This is a genomic window from Microbacterium sp. (assembly GCF_047606685.1).
Taxonomy (GTDB): Bacteria; Actinomycetota; Actinomycetes; order Actinomycetales; family Microbacteriaceae; genus Microbacterium.
Genome location: NZ_JASGEC010000068.1, coordinates 1 through 14,404, shown reverse-complemented (window position 1 = coordinate 14,404; position 14,404 = coordinate 1). Strand labels below are relative to the sequence as shown.

The 14,404-nt window shown below is 70.7% G+C and carries 12 protein-coding genes; 7 read left to right on the top strand and 5 right to left on the bottom strand.

The window, feature by feature from the left end; genetic code table 11:
• The 4 genes from QM611_RS08515 to coaA form a co-directional block, all read right to left on the bottom strand.
• Positions 1-181 (bottom strand): alanine racemase (locus QM611_RS08515; RefSeq protein WP_415079485.1); only part of this gene is annotated, 181 nt, incomplete at its 3' end.
• Complete coding sequence (locus QM611_RS08510) at positions 178-555, bottom strand: holo-ACP synthase (RefSeq protein WP_415079484.1); 378 nt, start codon at positions 553-555, stop codon at positions 178-180. The genes QM611_RS08515 and QM611_RS08510, both read right to left, overlap by 4 nt.
• Before the next feature lie 6 nt (positions 556-561).
• Positions 562-2,415, bottom strand: a complete 1,854-nt coding sequence (gene glmS, locus QM611_RS08505) for a glutamine--fructose-6-phosphate transaminase (isomerizing) (protein WP_415079483.1) — start codon at positions 2,413-2,415, stop codon at positions 562-564.
• 57 nt (positions 2,416-2,472) lie between these two features.
• Positions 2,473-3,432, bottom strand: a complete 960-nt coding sequence (gene coaA, locus QM611_RS08500) for a type I pantothenate kinase (protein ID WP_415079482.1) — start codon at positions 3,430-3,432, stop codon at positions 2,473-2,475.
• A gap of 97 nt (positions 3,433-3,529) precedes the next feature.
• On the opposite strand from coaA, the gene QM611_RS08495 reads away from it, so the two are divergent.
• From QM611_RS08495 to QM611_RS08480, 4 genes are read left to right on the top strand one after another with little or no spacing between them, the layout of a single operon-like run.
• Complete coding sequence (locus QM611_RS08495) at positions 3,530-4,837, top strand: ABC transporter substrate-binding protein (RefSeq protein ID WP_415079481.1); 1,308 nt, start codon at positions 3,530-3,532, stop codon at positions 4,835-4,837.
• A gap of 7 nt (positions 4,838-4,844) precedes the next feature.
• Positions 4,845-5,810 (top strand): carbohydrate ABC transporter permease, encoded by a 966-nt coding sequence (locus QM611_RS08490; RefSeq protein WP_415079480.1) that lies wholly within the window; start codon positions 4,845-4,847, stop codon positions 5,808-5,810.
• On the top strand, positions 5,807-6,751 hold the full coding sequence (locus QM611_RS08485; RefSeq protein ID WP_415079479.1) for a carbohydrate ABC transporter permease: 945 nt from the start codon (positions 5,807-5,809) through the stop codon (positions 6,749-6,751). Before QM611_RS08490 ends, QM611_RS08485 begins: the two co-directional genes overlap by 4 nt.
• On the top strand, positions 6,748-8,400 hold the full coding sequence (locus tag QM611_RS08480) for an amylo-alpha-1,6-glucosidase (RefSeq protein ID WP_415079478.1): 1,653 nt from the start codon (positions 6,748-6,750) through the stop codon (positions 8,398-8,400). The genes QM611_RS08485 and QM611_RS08480 overlap by 4 nt, the downstream gene beginning before the upstream one ends.
• Here the strand turns inward: QM611_RS08480 and QM611_RS08475 are convergent.
• Positions 8,390-9,043, bottom strand: coding sequence for a GntR family transcriptional regulator (locus tag QM611_RS08475; protein ID WP_415079477.1), 654 nt, complete (start codon positions 9,041-9,043; stop codon positions 8,390-8,392). The genes QM611_RS08480 and QM611_RS08475 overlap by 11 nt on opposite strands.
• A gap of 102 nt (positions 9,044-9,145) precedes the next feature.
• Between QM611_RS08475 and QM611_RS08470 the strand changes: the two genes are divergently transcribed.
• Genes QM611_RS08470 through gcvPB form a run of 3 tightly spaced genes read left to right on the top strand, consistent with a single transcriptional unit; the run spans position 9,146 to position 14,299 of the window.
• On the top strand, positions 9,146-11,209 hold the full coding sequence (locus QM611_RS08470) for a beta-galactosidase (protein ID WP_415079476.1): 2,064 nt from the start codon (positions 9,146-9,148) through the stop codon (positions 11,207-11,209).
• Between the two features lies 1 nt (position 11,210).
• Positions 11,211-12,602, top strand: a complete 1,392-nt coding sequence (gene gcvPA, locus QM611_RS08465) for an aminomethyl-transferring glycine dehydrogenase subunit GcvPA (protein WP_415079475.1) — start codon at positions 11,211-11,213, stop codon at positions 12,600-12,602.
• Complete coding sequence (gcvPB, locus tag QM611_RS08460) at positions 12,599-14,299, top strand: aminomethyl-transferring glycine dehydrogenase subunit GcvPB (protein ID WP_415079474.1); 1,701 nt, start codon at positions 12,599-12,601, stop codon at positions 14,297-14,299. Before gcvPA ends, gcvPB begins: the two co-directional genes overlap by 4 nt.
• Positions 14,300-14,404: the final 105 nt, after the last annotated feature.

Here is a 14,404-nt window from a genome sequence, read left to right as displayed (position 1 = left end):
CGACGCCGAGCCGGTCGGCGCCCCCGTCCAGCGCCGCGCGCGCGGCGCGCGCGGCGCCGTGCCCGTAGCCGTCGGCCTTGACGACGGCAATCAGGCGCGCGGCGGTGAGCCGGCGCAGGTGGCGCGTGTTCGCGGTGATCGCGGCGGTGTCGACCAGCGCCTCCCGCAGCGGGCGGCTCACGGCGCCGCCCCCGCGGCATCTGCCCCGCCCTCCGCGATCACGTACGCGATCGCCAGGCCCGCGTCGTGCGACATCGTCAGGTGCACCGTGGCGATGCCGCGCGCGGCGACGGCGGCGGCGGTGGAGCCGCTCAGCGCGAAGCGCGGCCGGCCGGAGGGCTCCGAGACGATCTCGATCTCGGTCCAGTGCACGTCGTCCGAGCCACCGAGCGCCTTGATGAGCGCCTCCTTCGCGGCGTAGCGGGCGGCCAGCGAGCGCGGCCGCAGCAGGCGCTCGGCCGGCGAGAACAAGCGGGGCAGCAAGCGGGGAGTGCGCGAGAGCGAACGCTCGAACCGAGGGATGTCGACGAGGTCGACGCCGATTCCGAGGATCACTCTCGCCTACTCCACCGTGACGGACTTCGCGAGGTTGCGCGGCTGGTCGACGTCCAGGCCTTTGGCTGTGGCCAGGCCCATCGCGAAGATGTGCAGCGGCACGACCGCGAGCAGCGGCTCGAACAGCGGGCTGGCCAGCGGGATGCGCAGCACCTCGTCGGCGATCGGCAGCACCGCGGCATCCCCTTCCTCCGCGACGGCGATGACTCGCGCGCCCCGCGCGCGGATCTCCTCGATGTTGGAGACGACCTTGCTGTGCAGCAGCGACGACCCGCGCGGGGACGGCACGATGACGAACACCGGCTGGCCGGGCTCGACGAGCGCGATCGGCCCGTGCTTGAGCTCGCCCGCCGCGAAGCCCTCGGCGTGGATGTACGAGACCTCTTTGAGCTTGAGCGCGCCCTCCAGCGCGATCGGGAACCCGACGTGGCGGCCCAGGAACAGCACGGACCGGGTGTCTGCCATCCATCCCGCGAACTGCTCGATGTGCTCCTGCTCCTCCGCGAGCACGCGGGCGATCTTGTCGGGGATCGACTCCAGCTCGACGACGTGCGGGGCGATCTCGGCGTCGGGCACGGCGCCGCGCACGTGCGCGATGTGCAGCGCGAGCAGGTACAGGGCCGTCAACTGCGCCACGAACGCCTTCGTCGAGGCCACCGCGACCTCGGGGCCGGCGTGCGTGTACACGATGGCGTCGGACTCGCGCGGGATGGTGGCGCCTTGCGTGTTGCAGATAGACAGCGTCTTCGCGCCGCGCTCGCGCGCGTACTTGACCGCCATGAGCGTGTCCATCGTCTCGCCCGACTGGCTGATCGAGACGACGAGGGTGTCCGGCCCGAGCACGGGGTCGCGGTAGCGGAACTCGTGGGCGAGCTCGACATCCACCGGCACGCGCGCCCAGTGCTCGAGCGCGTACTTGCCGACCTGGCCGGCGTAGGAGGCTGTGCCGCACGCGAGCACGACGATGCGCGAGACGTCGCGAAAGAGCGCGTCGAAGCCGTCGAGCTCGGGGATCGACACGATGCCGTCGCGCACGCGGCCGCGGATCGTGTTCGCCACCGCCTCGGGCTCTTCCGACACCTCCTTGGCCATGAACGACGGCCAGCCGCCCTTCTCGGCGGCCGAGGCATCCCACGTCACCTCGAACGGCTCGACGTCGACGGGGCGCCCCGCGAAGTCGGTGACCGTCACGGCCGCCGGCGTGATCGCGACGATCTCGTCCTGCCCGATCGCCAGCGCGCGGTGCGTGTGCTCGACGAACGCCGCGACATCGGAGCCGAGGAAGTTCTCGCCGTCGCCGAGGCCGATCACCAGGGGCGAGTTGCGACGCGCCCCGACGACGAGCCCGGGATGGTCCTCGTGCATGGCCAGCAGCGTGAAGGCGCCGTGGAGGCGCGCCACCGTGGCGCGGAACGCCGCGACGAGATCGCCGCCGTGGGCGCCGTACTCGTCGCCGAGGAGCACGGCCGCGACCTCGGTGTCGGTCTCGCTGCGGAACGTGTGGCCCGCGGCGGCGAGCTCGGCCTTGAGCTCGGCGAAGTTCTCGATGATGCCGTTGTGGATGACCGCGAGCCGGTCGTTGTCGGCCAGGTGCGGGTGCGCGTTGGCGTCGGTGGGCCCGCCGTGGGTCGCCCACCGCGTGTGCCCGATGCCGGTGGCGCCGTCGGCGATCGAGGCCTCGTCGAGGTCGTCGCGCAGCACGCTGAGCTTGCCCGCGCGCTTGCGCATCCCGAGCCGGCCCTCGTCGTCGATGATCGCGATGCCGGCCGAGTCGTATCCCCGGTACTCCAGGCGCGCGAGGCCCGCGAGCAGGATGTCACGGCTCGGGCGGGGCCCGACGTATCCGACGATTCCACACATGGTCTCAATCGTAGGGGCGGCGCCGTGCGAGGACGCTGAACGGCGGGGCCGTGCGCGTCAGAGCTTGCGCAGCTGCACGCTCTCGACGGCGTGGTTCGCGGCCTTGCGCAGCACGAGCGTCGCGCGGTGGCGCGTCGGCAGCACGTTCTCCTCGAGGTTCGGCAGGTTGATCGAGTTCCACACCCCGATGGCGAACTCGATCGCCTCGTCGTCGCTCAGGTGGGCGTAGGTGTTGAAGAACGAGCTCGGGTTCGCGAACGCCCCGCGCTTGAGGGTGAGGAAGCGGTCGAGGAACCACCGCGTGATGTGCGCGGAGTCGGCGTCGACGTAGACCGAGAAGTCGAACAGGTCGCTGACGGCCACGTCGTTCGGCGCCGGCGGCGGCTGCAGCACGTTGAGCCCCTCGACGATGACCACGTCGGGCCGGCGCACCGTGACGTGCGCGTCGGGCACGATGTCGTACCGCATATGCGAGTAGAACGGCGCCCGCACCTCGGCGGCGCCGCTTTTGACGTCGGTGAGGAACTGGACGAGAGCCCGGCGGTCGTACGACTCGGGGAAGCCCTTGCGGTGCATGATGCCGCGCCGCTCGAGCTCGGCGTTCGGGTAGAGGAAGCCGTCGGTCGTCACGAGCTCGACGCGCGGCGTGCCCGGCCACCGGCTCATCAGCTCGCGCAGCAGTCGCGCGATCGTCGACTTTCCGACCGCGACCGACCCGGCGACGCCCACCACGAACGGCGTCGTGGTGTCGGCCTCGCGCAGGAAGGCGCTCGTGTCGGCGCCGAGCCGTTTGGTCGCCGACGCGTACAACGACAGCAGCCGGCTGAGCGGGAGGTACACCTCGCGCACTTCGGCCAGATCGAGCGGATCGCCCAGTCCGCGCAACTGCACGATCTCGGCCTCGCTCAGCGGCTCTTCCATGCCGGCCGCGAGCCGCGCCCAGTCGGCGCGCGCGATCTCGCGGTAGAGCTGGGGGCCGGCCGCACCCACGGCCTCGACGGCGGACATCGCGCCCATCGTAGCGGGCGCATTTCCCCGCAGCCATTGACATCGCCTGTGTTCTGTATACAGAATACGAACGTCCACGTGGTCCCGAACCTGGAAAGAGGCCCTCATGCATGTGCTCAAGTCCGTCACAAAGATCGCCGGGATCGGCGCCGTCGCCGTCGTCGTCGCTGCCGGCCTGGGCGCATGCAGCGGGGGCGGCGGAAGCGGCGGGAGCGACGCCAACACCGTCGTGTGGTCGACGTGGGGAAGCGCAGACGAGCTGACCCGCTACAAGGAGTTCAACGAGGACTTCATGAAGCGCCACCCCGACATCACCGTGAAGTTCCAGCCGGTCGCCGACTACGAGGACTACCACTCCAAGCTGCTCGCCCAGCTCACGAGCAACACGGCCCCCGACGTGTTCTATGTCGGCGACGACAAGATCGGCCAGTTCGTGGCATCCAAGCGGCTCATGCCGCTGGACGACCTCATGGCGTCGTCGGCGAGCGAGACCAAGCCTGACGACTTCTTCCCCGGGCTGTTCGGCGCCGCGGTGCTCGATGACGAGCACTACGCCGCGCCCAACGACTCCAACCCCGACGTGATGTGGTTCGACAAGGCCGCTCTGAAGGCCGCGGGCATCACCGAGAACCCGGCCGACCTGGCGGCCGCCGGCGAGTGGACCACCGACAAGTTCTTGGAGATGAACGACAAGCTCAAGGATGCCGGTCTGACCGGCACCCTCTTCTGGAACTACTGGGCGACGCATTGGAGCTGGCTGTCGTCGCAGGGCGCGCCCGAGCCGTACGACGCGTCCGGCGCGTTCACCGCGAACACGGACCCCGCCAGCGTCGAGGCCATCGCCACGCTCGGCGACTACTTCCAGGACGGCCGGTTCGTCGTCGCCGACACCCTCCCCGACGGGGCAGGGGCCGACAGCCAGTTCGTGACGCACAAGGCGGGCTTCTTCGTGCAGGGCCGCTACACGATCGGCACCGTCACCTCCGCGGGGGTCGAGGACGAGTACGACATCGTGCGCTGGCCGACACCGGATGGCAAGGAATCCCCGACCGGCGTGGCCGTCTCGTACCTCGCGATCAACAACCAGACCACGGCGAAGGACGCCGCCTTCACGTTCTGGACCGAGTTCCTCTCGGCCGAGGGGCAGACCTTCCGTCTGCAGGGCGGCGGAAACGCCGTGCCGTCCATCCAAGGCGCGGACGAGGTCGTGCTCGAGGGCGACTACCCCGCGCACGCGCAGACCTTCCTCGACATGCGCGACATCGGCTTCACCAACTACGCCGCCGAGTCGCAGGTGCCTGGCCTGCCCACCGACATCGCGGACATCTTCCTCAAGCTCTACCAGGGCAAGCAAGACGCCCAAGCCACGCTCGACGAGATCGCCGCACTGGTGGCGAAAAAGTCCGCGGAGTGATCGAGAGATGAGCCAGATCGAGGGGGCGGTCGCCGAGGCGGCCGCCCCACTCGGGACTCCTCCCGACTCGGCCCGGCGCGCCGAGTCGAAGTGGCGGCGGCGCGACCGCCGTTGGGGGTACGTGTTCATTGGCCCCCAACTGATCGGCATGTCGATCTTCGTCGTGCTGCCGTTCATGGCGAGCATGGTGCTCGCCTTCGCCCAGTGGGACGGCCTGACCGATCTGACCTGGGTGGGCCTTGCCAACTTCACCGCTCAGTTCCAAGACCCGTTGCTGTTGCGCTCGATCGTCAACACGCTCGTCATCGCGATCATCACGGTGCCGATCGGCCTCGGCCTGTCGATCATCGTCGCCATCGCGTTGGAGAAGCTGAAGACCCGCACTCTCTACCTGCTGCTGTTCTTCGCCCCCGTGGTCACCTCGACAGTGGCAGTGGCGATGATCTGGCAGCAGATGTTCCGCGCCGACGGCGTGCTGTCGGAAACGATCGCGACAGTGTTCGGCGTGACCCCGCCGGATTGGCTCGGAGATCCCAGCCTCGCTCTGATCGCCGTGTGCATCGTGACGATTTGGGCGTCGATGGGGCTGAACGTCGTGATCTTCCTCGCGGGGCTGCAGAACATCTCGCCGTCGGTCATCGAGGCGGCGCGCATCGACGGCGCCGGCGCGTGGCGCATCTTCCGCAGCATCCGCCTGCCGCTGCTGTCGCCGATCATCTTCTTCTCGTCAGTGGTCGCCTTCATCTCGTCGCTGCAGACGTTCGACACGGTCTACATCCTGGTCGCCAATGCCGGGCCCGACAACGCGACGCGCACGATCGTCTACCACATCTACGACCTCGGGTTCGGGCGGTTCGAATTCGGGCCCTCCAGCGCCGCCAGCGTGATCCTGCTCGCGCTCACACTGGTGATCACCGCGATCCAGTTCGGTGCGCAGAAAAAGCTCGTCCACTACGAGGAGGATGCCGCGTGAACGCTGACGCTCCTCGCATCACCGACGGCGCACGGCGCCCGCCGACCGGCTCGACGACCGCCATCGTCACCGACCGCGAGCCGGTGCGCTTCTCTCCCGCCCGCGACCGGGCAAAGCGACGAGCCAGTGCCGTCGTGCTGCATGCGCTCTTGATCGCCGGCGGCGTGGCGATGGTCTTCCCGTTCGTCTGGATGCTCGCCACCTCTCTCAAGACGCTGCCGCAGCTGCTGCAGGATCCGCTCGCGTTCTGGCCCGATCCGCTCACCCTGGACAACTACGCCGAGGCGTGGAACGCCGTGCCGTTCGCGCAGGCGTACCTGAACAGCGGCTACATCGCCGTGCTCGTGGTGATCGGCACCCTGATCACCTCGGCCATGGCCGGGTACGCGTTCGCGCGCATCCGCTTCCGCGGCAGCAAGGTGCTGTTCATCCTGTTCCTGGCCACGCAGATGATCCCCAAGCAGGTCACGCTCATCCCGTTCTATCTGCTGATGACCCAGCTCGGATGGGTCGACTCCCACCTCGCGCTGATCGTGCCGGGGATGATGGCCAACCCGTTCGCGGTGTTCTTGATGCGACAGTTCGTGCTGTCGCTGCCCAAGGAGCTCGAGGAGGCTGCGATCCTTGACGGAGCCGGTCGATGGCGCACGTTCTGGAGCGTGATCCTGCCGAACCTCACCTCGGGCCTCGCCGCGCTCGCGATCATCGTCGCCCTGGACGCGTGGAACGCATTCCTGTTCCCGCTGGTGCTGTTGAACACGCCCGATCTGTTCACGGTGCCGCTGCTGCTCTCGGCCTTCCAGGGCCAGTACGGCTCGATCAATTACGGGCTGGTGATGGCTGCGTCGGCGATCTCGACGATCCCCATGCTGATCGTGTTCGTGATCGGCCAGCGTCGTATCCTCAACAGCATGGCGGCGTCGGGTCTGGGCGGGCGGTGACTCCGATCGGGCTCGCAGAACTGGCCGGCGCCCACCTCGACCTCGAGCGCGCGCCGTTCACGCTCCCGTCCTCGCGAATCCTCGTGTTCCGCGGGAACGGCGGCGTGCGCGTGCACACCGCCGAGTACGAGAGACAGGTGGCGCAGTGCCGCGTCATCGACCTGTTGGCGGTGCGGGATGCCGCGGACCGGCCGCTGCCCGTGACTTCGGTGCTGCCGCACGCGATCCGGTTCGGCGCGGACGTCACGCTCACCTTCGCCGGCCCGCACGCGCTGAGCGTCGGCGGCCCCGCCGGCACGCGCGTGGAGTGGACCGCGCCGGACGGCACGGCGGGCAGGCGCACCCTCGACGCGGCAGCGCTGCGACTCGAGGTGGGAGACGACCGCTCGGTGCGCGCCGTCGCCTCCGAGCGGCACGACGCCGACCTGGCCGCCACCATGACGGTGTGGGATGACTGGTTCGCCCGCTGTCCGCGGGTGCGCCACGGCCTCCAGGAGATGACGGCGTTCTGCTGGTGGGTCCTCGGCGCGAACATCGTGACGCTGCCGAGCCTCGGCGACGCGCGCGCGGTGGCCCCGTCGAAGATCGGATACGTCGGCCTGTGGCAGTGGGACGCGTACTTCATCGCGACGGGCCTGCGCCACGGCGACCCGGCGCTCGCGCGCGAGCAGCTCGAACTCGCCTTCCGCTTCGCGACCCGGTCGGGCCAGCTGCCGGACGTCGTGCACGACGGCGGCACGCTCGCCTCCAGCGACGACCTGCCCGAGTCGGATCGCCAGCACCTGCTTCGGGATGGCTCCGCGGTCGCCGACCCAGACACCCCGATTCCGCTCACCAAGCCGCCGCTGGCGGCGTGGGCGTTGCGCAAGGTGCTGGAGGTCGAGCGCGCCGACGAGTGGGCGCGCGCGCAGCTGGCGATCATCCGCCGGTCGCAGGACTGGTGGTTCGCGACCCAGGACGCCGACGGCGACGGCATGCCGGAGTACCGGCATCCCTACTCGTCCGGACTCGACGACAGCCCCGTCTTCGACCACGGCGCCCCCACCGCCTCGCCCGACCTCGGCGCCTACCTCGTGCTGCAGGACCGAGAGCTCGCGCGGTTCGCGCGCGAGCTCGGCGGGTTCGGCGCCCACGCGCACGAGGCGCGGGCGCAGCGCACCCTGAAGCGGCTGCTCGCGATGTGGGACGGCCGCGCGTTCCGCGCGAGCGTCGCCGGGCGCGCGACGCCCGACGACGCGATCGTCGGGCTCCTGCCGTTGCTGACCGGAGCACTGCCCGACGGGGTGGCCCGCCTGCTCGTCGACGCGATGCGCGACCCCGCGCGGTACGGCACGCCGTGGGGCCTGCCGACGGTGGCCGCGTCCGACCCCGCGTTCTCCGCCGAGCGCATGTGGCGCGGACCCGTGTGGGTCAACACGAACACGCTGGTGGCGGAGGGCCTCGCGCGCTCGGGCTTGGCCGCCGAGGCGCGGGCGCTCGAGGAGCGCACCGTCGAGCTCGTGCTGCACGGCGGCGGCCCGCACGAGTACTTCGCCCCCGACACCGGCCAGAAGCCGCCCGGCGCGACCACCTCGTTCGGCTGGTCGGCGGCCCTGTTCGTCGACCTCGCCGTGCGCCTGTCGCGCGAGCGGCCCGCTGCTACGGCGTGATGCGCTCGCCGGCGTTCTCGATGATCCGCTGCGTGCCGTGCGTCCAATTCACCCGCAGCCCCTCGATGGCGCCGGGCAGGTCGCCCGCGATGAGGCATCGCGCGATCTCTGCGTGCTCCTCGGCGGTGCGCTCGATCATGACGTCGTTGGGCACGAGCAGCGACTCGTAGCGGTGCAGAGACGTGCGCACGCTGGCGATGATCTCGAGAAGCCGCTTGTTGGGGCAGGCCGACAGCAGCACGCCGTGCCACTCGTCGTCCTTGGAGATGATGAGGCCGTGCTCGACGACCTCTTGGTCGAACTCCGCCGCGAGGTCGGCGAGGCGCTCGCCGAGCACCTTGAGCTTGTCGAGCGGACTGAGCTCCACGGCGAGCCCCTCCAAAGCGCCGATGATCGGGGCGAGTTCCTCGAACTCGCGCGTGCTCAGCGGGATGAACCGGAATCCTTTGCCGTCCTCACTGCCGATCTGCCCCTCCGTGACGAGCGCGATCAACGCCTCGCGCAACGGCGTTCGGCTGACGCCCAGCTCGGCGGCAAGCTGCACCTCGTTGATGCGCTCGCCCGGGTGCACGTGACCAGAGCGCATGCGGGCGAGCAGCTCGTCACGCACCTGTGCCCGCAATGTCTTGCGCTCGATCGGCATCATCCCACCTCCGGCCGCTCTCAGCCTATGGCTTGACCGTCGAACCCGTTCGGCATACGCTCACTGTATACAGAATACAGTGCTCATAGAAGGGGGCCTGGAGTGGCACACGCGTCCCGCGCGATCCGGCTCGACGCCCTCGCCTTCGGCGGCGACTACAACCCCGACCAGTGGCCGGAGAGCGTGTGGGCCGACGACATCCGCCTCATGCGGGACGCGGGCGTGAACCTCGTGAGCCTCCCGGTGTTCAGCTGGCCGCAGCTCGAGCCCGAGCCCGGAGTGTACGACTGGGGCTGGCTCGACCGTGTGCTGGACCTCCTCTGGGAAGGCGGCATCAAGGTCGACCTCGCCACCGCGACGGCCACGCCTCCTTCGTGGCTCGTGCGCGCCCACCCCGAGATGCTGCCCATGGATGCCGACGGCCGCCGACTCGAATTCGGGTCACGGCAGGCGTACTGCCCGAGTTCGCCGGTGTGGCGCGAGAACGTGGCCCGGATGGCGCGCGCCGTCGCGGAGCGCTATGGCAGCCACCCCGCGCTTGCTCTGTGGCACGTCTCGAACGAGTACGGCGACCACATCTCGCGCTGCTGGTGCCCCGAGTCGGCGGCGCATTTTCGCCATTGGCTCGCCGACCGCTACGGCGACCTCGACACTCTCAACACCGCGTGGGGCACCACGGTGTGGGGGCAGCGCTACACCTCGTGGGAGCACATCGAGACCCCGAAGCGGGCCCCCGGGCCGATCAACCCGACGACGCTGCTCGACTTCGAGCGCTTCTCGTCCGACGCGCTCCTGGAGCTGTTCCGCCTCGAGGTCGACATCCTGCGGGAAGCGACCCCCGACATCCCGGTGACCACCAACTTCCTCAGCGCTTTCCGCGACCTCGACTACTGGAAGTTCGCCGAGCTCGAGGACGTCGTCACCGACGACGCCTACCCCGACCCAGCCGATCCGCTCTCCCCCGTCGGGGCGGCGCTGAACTACGGGCTGATGCGCTCGCTCAAGGGCGGGCGGCCGTGGCTGCTGCTCGAGCAGGCGCCGAGCGCCACCAGCTGGCGCGACGTCAACGTCCCCAAAGCGCCGGGCCGGATGCGCAGCGACAGTCTGCAGGCGATCGCCAACGGCTCGGACGGCGCCCTGTTCTTCCAGTGGCGACAGGCCCGCTCTGGGCAGGAGAAGTTCCACTCGTCGATGCTCGGACACCGCGGCGAGCGCTCGCGCACGTACCGGGAGACGAAGGCGCTCGGGCTGGAGCTGCCGCGCCTGGAGCCGGTGCGGGGCACGCGCGTGCGCACGAAGGTCGCGCTGGTCGTGGACTGGGACTCGTGGTGGGGCTCCTCGGCGCCGGAGTCGCTGCCGTCGCAGCGGCTGCACTGGATCGAGCAGGCCCGCGCGTGGCACCGCGCGCTCTACGCCCTCGGCCACGCGGTCGACGCGGTGCGCGCCACAGGCCCCTTCGACGGCTACGACCTCGTCGTGGCGCCGAACCTGTACGTGCTCGACGACGCGGCGGCGTCCGCCCTGAGCGCGTTCGCGTCCTCCGGAGGAACGCTCGTCGTCGGGCCCTTCTCCGGGGTCGTGGACCCGGCCGAGCGCGTGCACGGGGGCGGGGCGCCCGGCCCGTTGCGCGATGTGCTCGGCGTCGAGGTCGACGAGCAGTGGCCGATCGCCGACGGCCTCGCCGAGGCTGTCGACTACCAGGGCGCGGCCCTGGCGAACCGCGTCTGGAGCGAGTGGCTGGAGACGCGCCCCGAGACCGAGGCCCGCGGCCGGTACGCGAGCGGCGAGCTCGACGGCCGCCCCGCGATCACCGTGCGCCGCGCCGGCGCCGGCGCCGGCTGGTACCTCAGCGCCGTGCTCGACCACGACGGGCTCGTGACGGTGTTCCGCGACATCCTCTCCTCCGCCGGCCTTCCGGCTCGGGCGCGCACCGACCTCGCCCTGGAGGCCGTCACGCGCTCCGACGACGAGACCGACTACACGTTCGTCCTCAACCACGGGCTCGCGCCCCTGACCGTGCGCGTTCCCGCCGGCCGAGACCTGCTCACCGGCGAGAGCACCGACGGCACGATCACCCTCCCCCGCTTCGGCGTCGCCGTGCTGGCCGCCCCGCGGGCCGCCGACATCCCCTTCCCCACCCTGACCGAGCCAACGATCGGATCCTGACGTGACCCAGCCCACCGCCTTCGTCCATCCGTACATCCCGAACTCCGCACCCGACACGAAGGCGGAGATGCTCGCCGCGGTCGGCGCCGAGTCCGTCGACGAGTTCTACGCCGACGTGCCCGCCGAGCTGCGCCTGAACCGCCCGCTCGACCTGCCGGAGCCGCTCGTGGCCGAGCAGGACCTCGCGCGGCACGTGCGGGGGCTGCTGGCGAAGAACCGGTCGACGCAGGAGCGGCTCAGCTTCCTCGGCGCCGGCGTCTACAACCACTATGTGCCGGCCGTCGTCGACGAGGTGATCGGCCGCAGCGAGTTCCTCACCGCGTATGCCGGCGAGCCGTACGAGGACCACGGCCGGTTCCAGGCGCTGTTCCAGTACCAGTCCCTCATGGGCGAGCTGCTGGCGATGGATGTCGTGAACGTGCCGACCTACGACGGGTACCAGGCGACGGCGACCGGGATGACCATGTCCGGCCGCGTCACCGGGCGCTCCCGCGTGCTCGTGGCCAGCGACGTGCTGCCGGCCAAGCTGTCGAAGGTGCGCGACTTCACCCGCGCGCACCTCGGCCTGGAGCTCGTGCCGACGGTCGACGGAGTCGCCGACGTCGCGGCGGTCGCCGCACTGCTGGACGACACCGTCGCCGCGGTGTGGGTCGAGACCCCCAGCGCGACCGGCGCCGTCGAGACGCGGCTGCGCGAGCTTGCCGACGCCGCGCACGCGGCCGGCGCGCTGCTCGTGGTCGGCACCGACCCGATCGGCTACGGCGTGCTCGCCCCGCCCGCCCTGCACGGCGCCGACATCGTCACCGGCGACATCCAGTCCCTCGGGCTGCACCAGTGGTACGGCGGCGCGCACGGCGGCTTCATCGCGGTGCACGACGACCCGCGCATCGTCATGGAGATGCCGTCGCGGCTGTTCGGCCTGGCGACCACCGATGTGCCCGGAGAGTACGGCTTCGGCGACGTCGCCTACGACCGCACGTCGTTCGCGCTGCGCGAGGAGGGCAAGGAGTGGGTCGGCACCGCCGCCGCCCTCTGGGGCATCGCCGCGGGCGTGTACCTCGCCCTGATGGGACCACAGGGCATGCGCGAGCTGGGCGAGGTGCTCCTCGCCCGCACGCGGTACGCGCAGGTGCGCCTCGCCGCACTCCCGGGCGTCGCCCTCGGCGACGACGCCCTGCACTTGCGCGAGTTCACGATCGACCTCTCCGGCACGGGCATCGCCGCCGCCGACCTCGTCGGCGCGCTGCGGGACGAGGGCATCGAGCCCGGCGTGCCGCTGGACCGGCACACGCTGCTGGTCTGCGTGACCGAGCAGACCACACAAGCCGACATCGACCGCCTCGTCGACGCCATCGCGCGCGTCGTCGCCACCCCTGAGGAGCGCAACCAGTGAGCCTGCCCGTCGCCCCCAAGCCCGCACTGCGTCGCTTCCACCAGGCCCGGTGGGACGAGCCACTCGTCTTCGAGCTGTCCACTCCCGGCGAGCGCGGCGTGCTCGTGTCCGCGGTGGAGCCCGGCGTCCGCGACACCGTCGGCGACGTCGTCGCCGCCCTGCCGGTCGGGCTGCGCCGCGAGACGCCGCCCGAACTGCCCGAGATCGGCCAGATGCGCGTGCTCAAGCACTATCTGCGCCTGTCGCAGGAGAACCTCGGCGCCGACCTCAATGTCGACATCGGCCAGGGCACGTGCACGATGAAGTACTCGCCGAAGATCAACGACCAGCTCATCGGCGTGCCGCAGTTGGTCGACCTGCACCCGCTGCAGAGCCCCGACGACGCGCAGGGCGTGCTCGAGATCGTGTGGCGCCTGGAGCGCATGCTCGCCGAGATCTCCGGCATGGACGAGGTGTCGCTGCAAACGCAGGGCGGCTCGGCGGCCATCTGGTCGAACATCGCGATGATCCGCGCCTACCACGAGTCGCGCGGCGAGGGCGAGCAGCGCCGCGAGGTGATCACGACGATCTTCTCGCACCCGTCGAACGCCGCCGCGGCGAAGGCTGCCGGGTACGACGTCGTCACGATCCACCCGGACGCCGACGGCTACCCCGACCTCGCGGCGCTGAAGGCGGCGCTGTCACCGCGCACGGCCGCGATCATGGTCACGAACCCCGAAGACACCGGCATCTACAACCCGGCGATCAAGCAGTGGGTCGACGCCGCGCACGCCGTCGGCGCACTCGCCTCGTACGACCAGGCCAACGCCAACGGCATCCTGGGCATCACGCGCGCCCGCGACGCCGGCTTCGATGTGTGCCACTTCAACCTGCACAAGACCTTCTCCACGCCGCACGCGTGCGGCGGGCCGGGCGCCGGCGCGAACGCGGTGAGCGCAGAGCTCGCCCCCTTCCTGCCCGGCCCGCGGATCGTCCGCGCGGGCGACCGCTTCGCGGTGCAGGATGCCGTGGCCCCCTCGATCGGCAGCGTCGCGCCGTTCCACGGCGTCATCCCGAACATCGTGCGCGCGTACTCGTGGATCATGGCACTCGGCGCCGACGGGCTGCGCGCGGTCGCCGAGATCGCGGTGCTCAACAACAACTACCTGCTCACGCTCGTCACCGGCATCCCCGGCGCCTCGGCGCCGTACGCGGAAGGCCGCCGGCGCATCGAGCAGGTGCGCTACTCCTGGCAGGAGCTGTTCGAGCAGACCGGGGTCTCCTCGGAGGAGATCGGCGTGCGCGCCACCGACTTCGGCATGCACTATTGGACGAGCCACCACCCCTTCATCGTGCCGCAGCCGTTCACGCTCGAGCCCACCGAGTCGTACTCGAAGGCCGAAATCGACGAGTACGCGGCGGTGCTCGCAGAAGTCGCGCGCGAGGCCCGCGAGGAGCCGGAGACCGTTCGGACCGCGCCGCACAACCAGACCGTCCACCACACGCACCACGACGACCTCGACGACCCTGATCGCTGGGCGATCACGTGGCGCGCGTATCGGCGCAAGTACCCTTCGGCAAGCTCAGGGCAGCGCCCGGCAGGCTCAGGGCAGCGCCCGGCAAGCTCAGGGCAGCGCCCGGCAAGCTCAGGGCAGCGCCCGGCAGGCTCAGGGCAGCGCCCGGCACACGCAGAGGGCCACGACGGATCTGTCGCGTAGGCCGTGCTCGGACTCATCGTCAACCCGGTCGCCGGCATCGGCGGCGCCGCGGGGCTCGCGGGCTCCGACGGCGCCGAGGTGCAGGCCGCCGCGGCCGCGCGCGGG